Origin of the sequence: Methyloligella halotolerans (assembly GCF_001708935.1) — a bacterium.
In the GTDB taxonomy this organism is placed as follows: Bacteria; Pseudomonadota; Alphaproteobacteria; order Rhizobiales; family Methyloligellaceae; genus Methyloligella; species Methyloligella halotolerans.
In genome coordinates this window covers 16,410-31,099 of sequence record NZ_MASI01000001.1, presented here as the reverse complement: position 1 = coordinate 31,099, position 14,690 = coordinate 16,410, and the positions used below count along the sequence as shown (strand labels likewise).

At 62.9% G+C, this 14,690-nt stretch carries 19 protein-coding genes; 9 read left to right on the top strand and 10 right to left on the bottom strand.

The genetic code is table 11. The annotated features are described in order from the left end of the window. Window positions 1-10 precede the first annotated feature (10 nt). The 3 genes from yidD to A7A08_RS00165 form a co-directional block, all read right to left on the bottom strand. Window positions 11-358: a membrane protein insertion efficiency factor YidD gene (yidD, locus tag A7A08_RS00175; protein ID WP_069093562.1), complete on the bottom strand. Its 348-nt coding sequence runs from the start codon at window positions 356-358 to the stop codon at window positions 11-13. A 15-nt stretch (window positions 359-373) separates the two neighbouring features. After that, window positions 374-742 (bottom strand): cupin domain-containing protein, encoded by a 369-nt coding sequence (locus A7A08_RS00170; RefSeq protein WP_342586605.1) that lies wholly within the window; start codon window positions 740-742, stop codon window positions 374-376. 211 nt (window positions 743-953) lie between these two features. Then, complete coding sequence (locus A7A08_RS00165) at window positions 954-1,421, bottom strand: iron-sulfur cluster assembly scaffold protein (RefSeq protein ID WP_069093561.1); 468 nt, start codon at window positions 1,419-1,421, stop codon at window positions 954-956. 270 nt (window positions 1,422-1,691) lie between these two features. Here A7A08_RS00165 and folE point away from each other — a divergent pair, with 270 nt between their 5' ends. The 3 genes from folE (at window position 1,692) to A7A08_RS00150 (ending at window position 3,863) form a co-directional block, all read left to right on the top strand. Beyond that, complete coding sequence (gene folE, locus A7A08_RS00160; RefSeq protein ID WP_069093560.1) at window positions 1,692-2,324, top strand: GTP cyclohydrolase I FolE; 633 nt, start codon at window positions 1,692-1,694, stop codon at window positions 2,322-2,324. 3 nt (window positions 2,325-2,327) lie between these two features. Continuing rightward, entirely contained in the window at window positions 2,328-2,801 is a 474-nt protein-coding gene (gene hisI, locus A7A08_RS00155) for a phosphoribosyl-AMP cyclohydrolase (RefSeq protein ID WP_069093559.1), read from the top strand. A 135-nt stretch (window positions 2,802-2,936) separates the two neighbouring features. After that, entirely contained in the window at window positions 2,937-3,863 is a 927-nt protein-coding gene (locus tag A7A08_RS00150) for a patatin-like phospholipase family protein (protein WP_245290762.1), read from the top strand. Here A7A08_RS00150 and A7A08_RS00145 read toward each other — a convergent pair. Together A7A08_RS00145 and A7A08_RS00140 are read right to left on the bottom strand one after the other, a co-directional pair. Beyond that, entirely contained in the window at window positions 3,860-4,291 is a 432-nt protein-coding gene (locus tag A7A08_RS00145; protein WP_069093558.1) for a CBS domain-containing protein, read from the bottom strand. The genes A7A08_RS00150 and A7A08_RS00145 overlap by 4 nt on opposite strands. A 130-nt stretch (window positions 4,292-4,421) precedes the next feature. Next, window positions 4,422-5,117, bottom strand: a complete 696-nt coding sequence (locus A7A08_RS00140) for a rhomboid family intramembrane serine protease (protein WP_245290761.1) — start codon at window positions 5,115-5,117, stop codon at window positions 4,422-4,424. A gap of 335 nt (window positions 5,118-5,452) precedes the next feature. On the opposite strand from A7A08_RS00140, the gene A7A08_RS00135 reads away from it, so the two are divergent. The 3 genes from A7A08_RS00135 (at window position 5,453) to A7A08_RS00125 (ending at window position 7,820) form a co-directional block, all read left to right on the top strand. Beyond that, window positions 5,453-6,070: a PAS domain-containing protein gene (locus A7A08_RS00135; RefSeq protein WP_069093556.1), complete on the top strand. Its 618-nt coding sequence runs from the start codon at window positions 5,453-5,455 to the stop codon at window positions 6,068-6,070. Window positions 6,071-6,212: 142 nt separating this feature from the next. Beyond that, complete coding sequence (locus A7A08_RS00130) at window positions 6,213-6,893, top strand: PilZ domain-containing protein (protein WP_083226325.1); 681 nt, start codon at window positions 6,213-6,215, stop codon at window positions 6,891-6,893. Window positions 6,894-7,286: 393 nt separating this feature from the next. After that, a complete protein-coding gene (locus tag A7A08_RS00125) occupies window positions 7,287-7,820 on the top strand; it encodes a transglutaminase-like cysteine peptidase (RefSeq protein ID WP_245290760.1) in 534 nt (177 codons plus the stop codon). 140 nt (window positions 7,821-7,960) lie between these two features. Here the strand turns inward: A7A08_RS00125 and A7A08_RS00120 are convergent, their stop codons facing one another. From A7A08_RS00120 to A7A08_RS00105, 4 genes are all read right to left on the bottom strand, one after another. After that, on the bottom strand, window positions 7,961-8,287 hold the full coding sequence (locus tag A7A08_RS00120; protein ID WP_069093554.1) for a DUF6949 family protein: 327 nt from the start codon (window positions 8,285-8,287) through the stop codon (window positions 7,961-7,963). Between the two features lie 170 nt (window positions 8,288-8,457). Continuing rightward, window positions 8,458-8,673: a DUF3126 family protein gene (locus A7A08_RS00115; protein WP_069093553.1), complete on the bottom strand. Its 216-nt coding sequence runs from the start codon at window positions 8,671-8,673 to the stop codon at window positions 8,458-8,460. Window positions 8,674-8,745: 72 nt separating this feature from the next. Continuing rightward, window positions 8,746-9,585 (bottom strand): serine O-acetyltransferase, encoded by an 840-nt coding sequence (cysE, locus tag A7A08_RS00110; protein ID WP_069093552.1) that lies wholly within the window; start codon window positions 9,583-9,585, stop codon window positions 8,746-8,748. Between the two features lie 108 nt (window positions 9,586-9,693). Continuing rightward, on the bottom strand, window positions 9,694-10,464 hold the full coding sequence (locus tag A7A08_RS00105; RefSeq protein WP_245290759.1) for an alpha/beta fold hydrolase: 771 nt from the start codon (window positions 10,462-10,464) through the stop codon (window positions 9,694-9,696). Window positions 10,465-10,552: 88 nt separating this feature from the next. Here A7A08_RS00105 and A7A08_RS00100 point away from each other — a divergent pair, with 88 nt between their 5' ends. After that, complete coding sequence (locus A7A08_RS00100; protein WP_069093550.1) at window positions 10,553-10,807, top strand: zinc-finger domain-containing protein; 255 nt, start codon at window positions 10,553-10,555, stop codon at window positions 10,805-10,807. A 12-nt stretch (window positions 10,808-10,819) separates the two neighbouring features. After that, window positions 10,820-11,986 (top strand): FAD-dependent monooxygenase, encoded by a 1,167-nt coding sequence (locus A7A08_RS00095; protein WP_083226322.1) that lies wholly within the window; start codon window positions 10,820-10,822, stop codon window positions 11,984-11,986. On the opposite strand, the gene nhaA is transcribed toward A7A08_RS00095, so the two are convergent. Then, window positions 11,983-13,212, bottom strand: a complete 1,230-nt coding sequence (gene nhaA, locus A7A08_RS00090) for a Na+/H+ antiporter NhaA (protein WP_069093549.1) — start codon at window positions 13,210-13,212, stop codon at window positions 11,983-11,985. The genes A7A08_RS00095 and nhaA overlap by 4 nt on opposite strands. Before the next feature lie 226 nt (window positions 13,213-13,438). On the opposite strand from nhaA, the gene A7A08_RS00085 reads away from it, so the two are divergent. Further along, window positions 13,439-14,665: a hypothetical protein gene (locus A7A08_RS00085; RefSeq protein ID WP_069093548.1), complete on the top strand. Its 1,227-nt coding sequence runs from the start codon at window positions 13,439-13,441 to the stop codon at window positions 14,663-14,665. Window positions 14,666-14,690: the final 25 nt, after the last annotated feature.

Sequence of the window (14,690 nt, the reverse complement as noted above, 5' to 3'; positions counted from 1 at the left end):
CTGGAAGCCGCTAGCTGTGCCGCTCCGCGTCCTCGCCGGTCTCCGGCGAGCGCTCGGAACATAGTCGCCAACGCCCGTAGCGCCAAGGGGCGAAAGGATGGTTTTCGTTGCGGATATCGGGCACCGGGTCGAACCCATGGCTGCCCCAGGGCGAGCAGCGCCAGAGTCTGGCGAGCGTCAGCCAGCCGCCCCGCCACGCGCCGTTCACCGCCACCGCCTCGCGCCCATAATCGGAGCATGTCGGCAGGTGCCGGCAATGGCCGCCCACGAGGCCCGAGAAGGTATAGCGGTAGGCCAGGATGGGCGCGGTGACGATCCCTTGCGCGATGCGCTGGCCGAGCGAGAGGCTCCGGCTCATGGCAAGCGCCTCGGCCTACTCATAAGGCTCGCCCGATTTCCGCGTATAGACGAAGCGGCCGTCTTCCTTCCTGGCCCGCATGTCGATGTCGCTGTAGAGGACCTCCTCGTCGGCGGCCCGCGTGCCGACTTCCAGGTAGACGGCCTGACTGTCGGACCGGTTGATCAAACGATGCCCGTCAGCGCGGCCGGCCGGAAATCCGGCGCACATTCCAGCATGAAGAACCGTCTCGCCAGCATCGGTGACGAGGACGACCTCACCAGCGAGGATGATCACGAACTCGTCCTCCACAACATGCCAATGCCGTTGCGAAGAGGCGAAGCGAGGCTCCAGGGTGACCTGGTTCACACCGAACTGGGTCAGACCCAAAGTCGCCGAGAGCACGCTTCGCCCGGCCAGCGACCTCCGCCTTGAACGGCGCCGGATACGCAGACCCGACCCGCGGCGTGATCGTCTTAGGATCGAGCCAGCTCCGCCCACCCCCGTCATCCGTCATCGCTTCATCGGAGGTCGAGCTGCCGCTTGTCGGTTGGTCGTGAATCTCATCGCTCATAAGAGGTATCCATCAAAGGGTACGATCATGACCCCGTATGCCTTAGGAGGCAGGAGCCGGAGTGGGATTCGTCTCCCGCTTGGCCTCGATCTGGGAGATCGCATCCTCCACCGCGTCGAAGACGAGCAGCGTGGAGGGCTGACGCGCCCTATAGTCCTTTACGGGCTGAAGAGCTGCGAGATCTTCCCATTTGCCTGTCGGGACGGGCCCGTCCTCCTTCAGCATCTTCCGCATCACCTCGGCGATGGCGCGCAGCTCGGATGCCGTCGAACCAATGATTTCCCGGCCCATGATGGAGGCCGAGGACTGCCCGAGCAGGCAGGCTTTCACCTCCTGCCCGTAATCTGTGACCACGTCGCCATCCATGGAGAGGTCGACGCTGATGGTGCTTCCGCACAGCTTGGAATGAGCCGTCGCGCTGGCCTGCGGCGCGGTCAGCCGCTCGCAGCGCGGGATGTCGCTCGCCAGCCTCAGGATGCGCTGGCTGTAGATGTTTTCCTGCAAAGTCATTGAACCGAACGTAAGAACCCCAACTTGAACGCTAGCCTAGCGCATTATATATGCTCTCTTGGTTTGGTTTGCAGTCGGCCCTGAAAAAGAGGCTGCGGATGGGGCTCGCAGGCGCGGCCGCGATCGAATGCGGCGCCCGATAGCCTAGAAGAAGAACAAGCCGGTTGTTCAGGAATCGGCGCTGGGAGGTAGGGTTTAGGCGTGCATTATCCCCCGTACCAACTACACGCGAATAACGACCTTGGGGTCGGGACTGACAAGGATAGTTTGATGGATGCTTTCGTAGAGAAGCCGAAGCGTAGCGACGACCAGCAGACCGAGATCGTGCGGCCCAGCCGCCACGAGGCCGAGGACGCTGTGCGGACGCTGCTCGCATATGCCGGCGACGATCCGAGGCGTGAAGGCCTGCTCGACACGCCGAAGCGCGTCGTCGACTCCTACGACGAATTCTTCTCCGGCTATCACGAGTCGGCCCACGAAGTGCTGTCCCGCACCTTCGACGAGGTCGGCGGCTATGACGATATCGTCATGCTGCGCGACATCGAGGTGAACTCCCATTGCGAGCATCACATGATCCCCTTCATCGGGAAGGCCCACGTCGCCTATTTCCCGACCGATCGTGTGGTGGGCATTTCCAAGCTGGCGCGGGTGGTCGACGTCTTCGCTCATCGCCTGCAGACCCAGGAGACCATGACGGCGCAGATCGCCGAGACCATCGACGACGTGCTGAAGCCCAAGGGCGTGGCCGTTATGATCGAGGCGGTGCATCAGTGCATGTCCCTGCGCGGCGTGAAGAAGCCCGACGTGGCGACCATCACGACCCAGTTCACCGGCATCTTCAAAGAGGATCCGGCGCAGCAGGCGCGCTTCATGACCCTCGTTTCTTCCGACCGCGGCAGGTAGCAGATGCCCTCCCCGACCAAGGAGGGCACTGAAGCCGGCGCCACGATCGAGGAAGCCACACGGTTCTCACCGAAATTCGGTCCAGACGGCACCTTGCCGGCTGTCGCCATATGCGCGCAGACCGGCGAGGTTCTCATGCTCGCCTACATGAATGACGAGGCCCTCGCCCGCACCCTTGAAACGGGCGAAGCCCACTACTGGAGCCGGTCCCGCGGCAAGCTCTGGAAGAAGGGTGAGACGAGCGGCAACGTCCAGAAGGTCGTCGAGCTCCGGACCGATTGCGATCAGGACGCCGTCCTTCTCAAGGTCGAGATGATCGGCTCTCCGGCTGCCTGCCACACCGGCCGCCGCTCCTGCTTCTATCGTGTTGCGGAGATGGGCGGAGCGGCAGACGGCAAAGACGGATCGTTCGGCCCTCTTCGCTTCGTCGATGCGGAACGTCTGTTCGACCCCGAAACGGTCTACGGCGCCGAATAATCGGGGTCGCGACCTGCGAGCGCCCCAACGGAACCTTAAAGACTCCACAATATTCTGTTGTAGCCGCAAGGATGCGGTGACGTCCGAACTCGTCTCCGCGCGGCGCTTGCGCGAGAAGAACCAAGGGGTCGCGAAATGAGCTTCATGGCAAGGCCGAAGATCGGCATTGCACTCGGCGGAGGATCGGCGCGCGGCTGGGCGCATATCGGCGTCCTGCGCGTTCTCGCCGAGGCCGGCATCGAGGTCGACATCATCGCCGGCACCTCGATCGGTGCCGTTGCCGGCGCGTCCTTCGTGACGGGCCGCCTCGACGCCTTGCACGATTTTGCCACCAGCCTGACCCGGCGCCGGGTCTTCGGCTTCATGGACCTCAATTTCGGGGGCTCGGGCCTGATCACCGGTCAGCGCCTCGGCTCGCGTCTCGACGAGCACCTCAAGGAATATGATATCGAAGACCTGCCCCGCAGCTTCGTCGCCGTCGCGACCGAGCTCGGCACGGGGCACGAGGTCTGGCTGAGCAAGGGCAGCCTGGTCAACGCCCTCAAGGCGTCCTACGCCCTGCCCGGCATCTTCAAGCCGGTCAAGATCGACGGCCGCTGGCTGATCGACGGCGCGCTGGTCAATCCCGTACCGGTTTCCGTCTGCCGTGCCATGGGCGCACGTTTCGTGATCGCGGTGAACCTCTCATCCGACGTCTATTCGCGCGGCACGGTCATCCCCGACCAGGAAGCCATCGGCCAGAACGCGGATTATCCGGACGAGGCGATGCAGCCCGAGACCGGCAGCTCCGCCGTTCGGCTCCTGCAGCGCCAGCTTCTCGGCCGGCGCGACGGCGCCCCGGGCATCTCGTCGGTGATGATGGATGCGATCAACATCACCCAGGACCGCATCTCGCGCTCCCGGCTCGCGGGCGATCCGCCTGACGTGACCATCAATCCGCGGGTCGGCTCCATCCGGCCGTTTGACTTCCATCGCGCGGAAGAAGCCATCGCGGAAGGCGCCGAGGCGACGCGCCGCCACCTCGACGATATCCTGACAACGGTCCGGAGCCTGGCGATCTAGCCGGTGGCGATGTACTCGCGCATGGCCGCCGCTTCCATCTCGGCCTCGGCGATCCGCATTTTCACGACATCGCCGATCGACACCAGCCCGTTGAGCTTGCCCTTCTCCACCACCGGCATATGCCGGAAGCGATGGGCGGTCATCTCGCTCATGAGCTGCTCGATGGTATCGGCCTCCTGACAGCTCACCACATCGGCGGTCATGCAGGTCGTGATCGGTTGCTCGAGCGCTCCGATTCCATCGGTGCCGATCGCCCGCACGATGTCGCGCTCCGACGCGATTCCGACCACCTTGCCAGCCTCGTCGGCGATGACGACACAGCCGACCCGATGAGTGCTCAAAAGCTTCGCTACCTCAAGTAGCGACGCATCGGGAAGCGCGGTGAGCACCTCCCTACCCTTCTCTTTTAGGATAGTCGCCACGTTCATATCTTCCTCCCATGTGCGGGCCTTGTCGCCCGCTTGAACGCATATTGTTGCGTCTCGCCGAACGCATGACAAGCCAATTGAGGACATCGAAGCGCTGAAAATCTGCGCAAATGCCGGGAGTTACGGGAGGCTACTCGATCTCTTCCCGGGGCGGCGCCGGCTCCGGCGGCCGATCGAAGAAGCCGAAGCAGAACAGCCCGAACAGAAATCCGCCGATATGGGCTTCCCATGCGACGCCGCTCCCGGACGGAACGCCCATGATGGGCAGCGCGCTCAGCCCGAACGACACGTTCAGCACGACCCAGATCGCCAGGAAGAGAAGAATGCGGGGATCCGTCAGCGTCTGGCTCAGGGATGCCAGAGGCGTAGCGGTGAGATCCCGTCCCATTCCAGGCCCGTAGGCGCCGGGCCTCGCACGGAAAACGAAGCGGAGCGCGCCCGCCATCTGGCCCGAGATCGCCGCCGATGCCCCGATCATGGGTGCCTGCTCTCCGAAATGCAGCATCAGATGCACCAGCGCTCCGGCGACCCCTGCAAAGGCGGAGAAAAGCAGGAAACGCTGGTCGCCGATTCGGCGCGCCACGGCACTGCCGAAAGCAAGCATCCACAGGCAATTGACCAAGAGGTGCAGCCAACCGCCGTGAACAACGGTATAGGTGACGAAGGATGTGACGCAGGCGAGATAGCCGCCTGGCAGGAGCATCGCCTCTCCCGCATAGCGGGACGGGATGAAAGCCAGGAGAAGAAGAACCGTTACATCGGTCTCGTCGGGCAGCGAGATTCGGATCGCGTGCACCGCGACCATGAGCAGAATCAGGCCCAGCACGCTCCGCGGGACGTTAAAGACTGGTTCATTCCGAGACATTCGGTGTCCGCAATATCCTAAAATTCGACACAACCGGAGGCTGCGCGCACAGGACGGCACCCTCGCGCGCCTCAGAACCCCTTGCTGTTAACCTTTGCAACGGTTCGTAACCCGCCTTTACCGCCAAAAATCTTAGATCTGTCAGCGGTTTCACGCCGTGGCATGGCGGCTGCAACACCCTGTCGAGTACCTCGGCGCTGTTAAGAAAATGTGCCAAATCGGGACGTTTACCTTGGTTTGGACATGCGATGGGCGGCGCCGCGGAGAGGATGTAGCGTCTAGCCCGGGGTGGGTTCATGCAGAGTTCAACGGACAGACAGCTTTACGATTATTGGGACCGCGTGCGCAACGGACGTATCGCCCCGAACAGGGCGGAGATCGAGCCGGCCGCGATCGCGCCCCTGTTGTCGGAAACGTTCATTGTGGAGTACGCGGGCCCGATGCAATTCCGGTTTCGGCTCGCCGGCACCAAGATTTGCGATCAGTTCGGACGCGAGCTGCGCGGCACGGAGTTTCTCGAGCTCTGGGACGGCGCCGACCGTCACGCCATGACCTCCCTCCTCGCCAATCTGTTCGGCGAAGGTGCGGTCGGCCATGTGCGCTTTCAAGGTCTGTCCCTGGAAGGCCGCCACTGCAATTTCTCCATGGTCCTTCTGCCCCTGACGGCAACCTCCCATAGCGTGAACCGCTGCCTGGGCTCCATCACGGCGCTGGAGCCCCATTACTGGCTCGGCATGGATCCGATCGTTCATCTCGATCTGACGGACGTCGCCCTCGACTGGCCTACCAACGGTCCCGCCGGTCGCGCACCCGCTATGGCCGCGCCAGGCAACGACTTCGGCAGCCCAGGCATTCCCAACGGCAGGCCGCGGTTGAAAGTCTACGAGGGTGGCTTGTCTCAGCGTAAAGAATAAGTAATCACATAGATGAAAAGGCGATTTTCCATTTTTTACAGGCGCTTATTCCTTCGTTAACGAACAAGGCGTAGTTTTGGCGGGCTGGACAGAGGCTCCTCTAGCATTCCGCCGCCATACCGTGCGCGGCGAGGGTCTAAAAATGATAAGCGCGCGAAATACCGAGGAAGCGTTCTACGATCAGACGTCCAAGTCGAAGACAGACGAGAATCCGACTGATCCCGGCAACCGGATACCTCCCAAAATCGTTGACGACCGGCGGCAGTACCGCCGCGTGGACGTTCGAATTTTCGGGCGCTTCATGCGCGAGGATAAGCAGGAATTTCCCTGCCGCATCATCAACATGTCCGCCGGCGGCATGGCTATGCTGGCCCCTGTCGCTTGCGAGCAGGGTGAGCGTATCGTCGCCTATCTCGACAATTTCGGCCGTATCGAAGGCAAGGTCGTCCGCTGCTTCGAAGGCGGCTTCGCGATCGAGATCACGGCCAGCGCGGTGCGCCGCGAGAAGATCGCCAACCTTTTGACCTGGGCGGTCAACCAGGAGAATTTGGGCCTGTCGTCGGAGACCCGCGTTCACGAGCGCAAGGTCCCGAACAAGCCGGAATCCAAACTGATCCTGCCCGACGGTCAGACCCAGGAATGCCGGGTGATCGACGTGTCCCTCAGCGGCGCGTCAGTCGCGGTCGATCCGCGTCCTGCGCTGGGAACCGTCGTGGTGCTTGGGCGCATGCGCGGCTTCGTCGTCCGTCAGCACGACGACGGCGTCGCCATCCAGTTCGCCAGCGTCCAGAACCCGGACAGTATCGCCCAGTCTTTCGGCTAGAGATACTTCGCGTCCTAAGCCGGCCTAGACCCCTTACATACCTTCAGTATCCGGATCTCCCGATGGGCCAGCCGCCCAACGGCCGGGGAATGCCGGGATGATCCCGTTTGGTTTATGCTTTGTACCAAACTCGATAAAATTTTATCGATCTCCCGCAATACCTACAATTTTAGACAAATTCGCCTCGAATACGAATTGAAACAGATTTTCCGACTTATGCGGATGTAAAAATCTTTGTGAGACAGTCCCTCCTAAGAATAACGGGGGGCTTTAATGAGGCACTTTGCACTAGGACTTGCACTTCTGATGTCTGCGTCGTCCTTTTCTGCGGAAGCAACCAATGAAAGGGTCATCTCCCTGGAGCCCGGTGAGTCGGTCTCCAAGGTTGCGCAGATGCAGACCTACTCGGAAACCTTGCCACCGATCGGCTATGTGAATTTCTGCCGTGTGCACCGCGCCGATTGCGCGCCCGTGCGCCGCTTCGCTGGCCGCATCACCCTGACCGAGGCCCGCGCTGCGGAGCTGGTCAGCGTCAACACCATGGTCAACGAGGCCGTCACGCCCAAGACCGATCTCGAGCTCTATGGCGAGACGGAGCGCTGGACCTACCCCGCCGGCAGCGGCGATTGCGAGGATTACGTGCTGCTGAAGCGCAAGATCCTTCTCGACCACGGCTGGCCGACCTCGGCGCTTCTCATCACCGTCGTGCGCGACGAGAACAACGAGGGCCACGCCATCCTGACGGTTCGCACCGACCAGGGGGATCTCGTGCTCGACAACAAGCAGCAGGCGATCATGCCTTGGCGCGACACGCCCTACACGTTCGTCAAGCGGCAGTCTGAGCGGAATCCGCTGATCTGGATTTCCCTGGTGCCGCCGGAGCAGGAGGCTCAGACCCCGGTCTCCGCTTCCCAGAGCAACAACTGAGGAGAAACGTCCTTACGAGGACACGCAGTTTGGCAGCCCCCGTAGCCCGGCGACCATCCCACCCATCCCCGACCCCGCCGGGCTAGACTGAGCCGGTCTCTGCAAAAGAGGCCGGCTCTCTTCTTTTCTGGAATAGCGTCCTAGACGCTGATCAGGATGCCCAGCACGATCGCGCCCGAAAACAGGCTCCACACACCCGCCACCATCAGCGAAAGCAGGAACCAGAACGGCGGGCGCGCCTCGATGCGCATGCCGCGCCAGGCGTTGCGCATCAGGATGGCCGGCCCGGCCGTCAGCCCCAGCATGACACCGCCGAGAGATCCGATGAGCGTTTCGGGCGCGAGCTCGAAACGCGCGGGCTTGCCCGAGACGAGCTGCACGAAGCTTGCGATGATCCCGGCCGTCACGAAGCCGACAGCATGATGTAAAGATTGACGCCAAGGGTAGACATCACCGCCCCCTAGAATTTTCCCTGAATTTTAGGAAGTTTAGCGAAACAGGCGAAGGCGATGGATAGAATCTTTACGGTTGGTTAACCATGGGTGGCCAGACACGAAAAAGCCGCTCTGAAAGAGCGGCTTAAACGCAAACGATAAGAATTTAGTCGAACGTGCTTTCGCGCATCCAGGAGACCCGGCTAACCGCCCGCGAGGTCGAAATCGAGGATCGCCATCTGGAACTGATAGGCCAGATCCTCGTCGTCATCGTCGCGGAACAGTATCCCGATGAACTCGTCGCCGATATACACCTCGGCGGAGTCGTCCTTCTTCGGCCGCTGACGAACCTCCAGGGACGGCAGCTGAAACTTCTTCTGGAGATACTGCTCGAGCTTGATGATTTCTTCCCGGGTCACGAAAACTCCTTCATGCGCCACGTAAAGGCGCGTTGTTGAAATGAGATGGGGAGCAGCCGAAAGGCCGGCCGCTCACTCGGATTCGTCGTCGTCCATGATGCCGGCCACGAACTGATCCATGGCGATGGCCGGTTCCTCGCAACCGGCAAAGCCGATCTCGCGGGCCGGAACGCCGGCCACCGTGCGCCGGGGCGGAACGTCCTTCAACACCACGCTGCCAGCCGCCACGCGCACGCAGTCGCCGACCGAGATATTGCCGAGAACCTTGGCCCCTGCCCCCAGCATGACGCCGGAACCGATCTTCGGGTGCCGGTCGCCACTCTCATTGCCCGTGCCGCCGAGCGTCACGCCATGCAGCAAGGAGCAATTGTCGCCGACCACCGCCGTCTCGCCGATCACGATCCCGGTCGCATGGTCGATCATGATGCCCTTGCCGATCTTTGCAGCCGGATGAATGTCCACCGCGAAGACGCGGCTGGACTGGCTCTGCAGGTAGAGCGCCAGGTCCCGCCGTCCCATATGCCAAAGGATATGGGACAGACGGTAGGTCTCGAGCGCGTGGAAGCCCTTGAAATACAGCAGTGGCTCGATCACCCGCTCGCAGGCCGGATCGCGGGTGGCCCAGGCGGCGAGATCCGCCCGGACCTCTTCACCGACCTCCGGCGCCGCCTCGATCACTTCCAGGAACGTACGGTTCAGAAGCCCGGCATCGCCGACCGTATGCTGCAAGCGCTGAGATAGCCGGTGACACAGCGCATCCTCCAGACTCGCGTGGCTGAGCACGGTCGCATAGACGAACCCGGCCAACGCCGGCTCGTTCGCGCGCACCTGCTCCGCTTCATCCTGCAGCCGGCTCCAGATGGGATCGACCCTCTTGAGCTCCGGCCGCCGTGCCGCTGCAGTCTTTTGCATGGCTAACCTCTTAGCCGCCTTTGAACTGGCCGCTTCAAACTTGGCCGCTTCCGACCCGGCCGCTTTCTCGGAACCGAAACGCTGCCAGCGCGGCCATAGGAGGCTGGCTTAACGCCGCTCTCTTAAAAAGTCGAGTACGGCCCGTTTGAATTCCTGGTCTCCGACCGCCTTCATGTGATCGCGGCCCTTCAATTCGAGATATTGGGAATTCGGGATGAGAGCTGCAAGCTCCGCGGGAGATCCGCCGATGACATCCTCGCTGCCGACCACCACCAGGGTCGGCACGGAAATCTCTCCCAAAGCCTCCGGCTGGACCTTCTCGCGCGGCCCGCGCATGCAGGCCGCGAGCGCCTTGAGGTCGCTCTTGGTGGATTCGGCAAAGCGCCGAAACGAGCGCGCCGTGGCGTTCGTGACATCGTCGATGCTCGGCGCCTCCAAGGCATGGGCAAGCGGCCCGGCACCGATCATCCCGCGCACCATGGTGCTTCCGAGCCCGCCGAAGACCAGGCTGCGCACCCGGTCGGGATGGGCGAAGGTCAGGAAGGCCGCGATCCGCGCACCCATGGAGTAGCCCATGACGTCGGCACGCTCGATGCCGAGATGATCCATCAGCCGCACGGCGTCTTCCGCCATGGCCGGCGCCCCGTAGCGCTCCGGCTCGTAGAGCTTTTCGCTTTGGCCGTGGCCGCGATTGTCCAGGGCGATCACCCGCCGTCCCGCCTCTGTAAGCGTGGTGACCCAGCTCGTCGCAACCCAGTTCGCATCGATATTGGACGCGAAGCCATGGATCAGCAGGATAGGATCCCCTTCGCCCACATCGAGATACCGGATCGAGATACCATCGGAGTCGAACTCCGAGAAATTGGATGCCTGAACCACGGAGTCTTGCATTCGCCCCTACCATCCGACCCTGTGGGCCATTATGCTGAACGTCATCGAAAGCGCCGATTTAACAGGGACGCGAGACATGGCACAAACAGTGGTGCCCCATTACGTGAACGATAAGGGAGTCGACCGGATCAAGGTCGGCGTCAAAGAGTTCCAGTGCATGGGGGCCTCCCCGCCTTTCGATCATCCCCACGTCTTCCTGGATATGGGGAGCGGAACGCAGCTCGTCTGCCCCTACTGCTCCACCCTCTACATTTATGATCCGAAGCTCGCCGCGGAAGAGACCGAGCCGGAAGGTTGCGTCTATGTCGCAACCGAACCGGCGGGCGCTTAGGCCCGTCTCCACGTGAACGCTCCCCTGACGCCTCTGACGATCGCCGGCGGCGGCATCGGCGGCCTGTCCACGGCCCTGGCCCTGGCGAAGCACGGCCTGACCGCCCGCGTGCTGGAGCGAGGCGGCTTCGCCGAGGAGCTTGGCGCCGGCATCCAGCTCGGCGCAAATGCCTTTCGCCGGCTCGAGATGCTGGGCGTCCGCGACGCGATCGAGGCCAAGGCGGTCTATCCCGAGGCGCTCCACATCTTCGATGCCTATTCCGGCAAGCGGCTGAAGCGGCTTCCCTTCGGCAAGGCATATGAACAGCGCTACGGCGTCCCCTATGTCGCCATGCGCCGGGCCGATCTCGCCAAGATACTGTACGGGGCCTGCCGCGCCGAGGCCGGCATCGAGCTCCACGATCATTTCAATATCGCCAATGTGTGGGAAGAGGACGACCGCATCGTTCTGCAGGGCCCGTGGGAGGAACAGACGGAGCTCCTGATCGGTGCCGACGGGCTATGGTCGAATGTCCGTAAGGCTATCGCGCCGACCTCCCATCTCGTCTTCACCGGCCACACGGCTGCGCGGACCATGCTGGCGGCGAAAAATCTCCCGGCGCCCTTCGACGCCCCCGTCGTCACTCTGTGGCTGGGCCGGGGCAGCCATCTGGTGACCTATCCGGTGGCGAAAGGGGAAGCGCTCAACATCGTCTTCGCATCCCATGGCGGGCGCCCCCACGAGGGCTGGAACGCCGAAGCGAGCGCCGAAGATGTCGTACAGGGCGCCGTCCAATGGCACGACGATGCCCGGGACCTCCTGGACCTCCCCACCCTGTGGCGGCAATGGTCGCTTTACAGGCTGCACGGCCTGCGCCGCTGGACGAGGGAGCGCGTGGCTCTCCTCGGCGACGCGGCCCATCCCGTGTTGCCCTTCATGGCACAAGGAGCGGCCCTGGCCATCGAGGACGCCGTCGCCCTCGCCGATGCTCTGTCGGAGTCGCCGGACGCGCCGGCGCGCGCGATCTCACATTACGAAGCCATGCGGCGGGTGCGCGCGGCGCGGGTGACCCGCCAGTCGGCGCGGCTCGGCCGGATCTACCATCTCGGCCAGCCTTTCGCCGCGGCGCGCAATCTCGCTATATCGAAGCAATCGCCGGAGAAGGCTCTCGGCCAGTTCGATTGGCTCTATGGCGCCTAGTAGCGCGGCACCCGGCTGTCTTCCTTTTGCTCTTCGGCAAGGGTCTGGCTTCCGGCCGTCATGAAGATCAGCGAGCCGAACGCCACCGACAAGAGCGACCCAACAAGCACCGCAAGCTTGGTGATCTCTTCACGCTCGACATCCGGGAACGCCAGCAAGCCGATGAAAAGACTCATGGTGAAGCCGATGCCGCAGAACACGGCCACGCCGTAGGTCTGCCGCCAGGTCGCGCCTTCCGGCCACGCCGCCAGCCCGGTTTTGACCGCCACCCAGACCGTGAGCATGATGCCGCCCTGCTTGCCGATGAACAGGCCGAGGATGATGCCCAAGGCCAGCGGCTCGATCAGATGGCCGATGCCGACGCCTGCAAGCGACACGCCCGCATTGGCCATGCCGAAGATCGGCACGATCAGGAAGGCGACCCACCTCTCCAGGGCGTGCTCCATGTCGTGCAGCGGCGAAGGGACTTCCTTCGTGCCCACGGCCTCGTGCCCGCCACCGATGGGAATTGCCAATGCCAGGATGACACCGGCGAGGGTCGCGTGGATCCCTGAGAACAGCATGGCAGCCCAGAGTGCCGCGCCGACGATCAGATAGGGCCAGACCCGCATCACGCCGAACCAGTTCATCAGAAACAGGATGGCGGCTGCGCCCGCTGCGGCGCCTAGGAAAGGCAGCGAAAGATCGCCCGAATAGAACAGCGCGATGATCAGGATCGCCAGAAGGTCGTCAATGATCGCAAGCGAGGTCAGAAAGACCTTCAGGGAGTTCACCACCCGGTTGCCGAACAGCGAGAGGACGCCGAGCGCGAAGGCGATATCCGTCGCGGTCGGGATTGCCCAGCCGCGCCAATCCTCCGGCACGTCGTAATTGACGATCATGAAAATGATCGCCGGCGCGATCATGCCGCCCACCGCCGCCACGCACGGAAGGATGCGTTTGGACCAGGTGTTGAGCTGCCCCTCGATCATCTCCCGCTTGATTTCGAGTCCGACGAGCAGGAAGAACAGCGCCATCAGCCCGTCATTGATCCAATGGAGCACATCAAGGCCGCCGACCTTGGTGTGGAGGATGTGCGTGTAATCCTCCGACCAGGCGGAATTGGCGATGATGAAGCCGAGGGCGGCAGCGGCGATGAGCACGAGACCGCCGGCCGACTCCGCTTGCACGAAATCCCGGAAGGCTGCTCTCGAGCGCGCGACGATCGACATTACTGGCTTATCCATGAAGGCAAGAAATCCGGTGGGTCTCGGCGCCAATCTATAGCAACCGGGGATGGTTGATGCCAACGGAACCGGGCGGCACTGCGACACAAAGACGGGGCTCCCAAAACATCGGGACGGGCCCGGGCCAGTTCGGCCTCAGCGTGTCTCTCCTCGCCCGTCCTCGGCGAAGTTCACGATTCGGAAGTGTGTTCCCCACTAATGTCCCGGCTTTAGACGCTGAGGGAATATGACGGCACAACGGTTCACGATCACCGCCCTGCTGGCCGGGCTGACGCTCCTTTTCATCGCAGTCCTGGTGCTGGCGGTCTTGCGCGAGCAGCCGGGTAGCAATTCGTACGTCGCCCTCGCCGACGCCTTCCTCCACGGACAGCTTCACGTCAACGGCTGCCTCGACGAGGACTGTGCCCTATTCCACGGCAAGGCCTATGTCGTCTTTCCGCCACTGCCCGCGCTGCTGATTACCCCGTTCGTTGCCATCTTCGGCACCGACTTCCACTACTTCCTTCCCCTCAGCCTCTTCGCCTTTGCAGGCACCGCTCTTCTGTGGTGGCGGATGTGCGATCGGCTCGCCGAGAGCCGTGACCTGCGAGCGCTCATGATCCTGCTGATCCTGTTCGCGACGCCCCTGATCTTCGTCACCATCCGCGGCGACCATATCTGGTTCTTCGCCCAGAGCTGGGCCTTCTTCTTCACGACGGCGGCCCTCTACGCGACCCTCGTCAGCCGCAGTGCGCTGTTCGCAGGCCTGTTTATCGCGGCCGCCTTTCTCTGCCGGCAGATGTCGATCCTCTACCTGCCCTTCCTCTACGTGCTGCTGATGGAGGAGGAGCGCCCTCTCTGGCATATCGACCGGGCGGCCTTCGCACGGGCCCTGCGCCTTGCAGCCTTTCCCGTCGCCGCGGTCGCCGCCTATCTCGCCTATAACTGGGTGCGGTTCGGTTCACCCATGGAGACCGGCTACGACTATCTCTTCCCGATCTCCCTCGACAGGCCAGGCTACGATCCCGGCTTCATCAAGCACCGTCTACGCGAGCTCGGCCCCTTCGCCGTCGAGTATTTCCCGTTCAACGCCTTCTACATGTTCTTCCAGGGGCCCCATGTGGAGTTCATGGGCCGCTACCTGACGGAGCTGAAGGCGTTCGACAACAACGGCGCATCCCTTTTCCTGGTGACGCCGGCCCTGCTCTTCGCCTTCCTGGCGCGCTGGAATCGCGCCTTCTGGATCGGGCTTGCGACCTGCGCCTTCATTCTGGGCGTCACCCTGTTCTATCACTCGAACGGGTTCTCCCAGTACAGCACCCAGCGCTACGCCCTGGATTGGCTGCCCATCATGCTGGTGTTCGTGGCCCTGGGACTGAAGCGCGAATACGCCCCGCCGCTCGCCATCCTGATCGCCTATTCCATGGGAACGACCCTGGCGATGATCGCCATCGGCGGCCTGCTCGCAAGCTAGCGTTTCGGACTCTTTCTGGACTTTA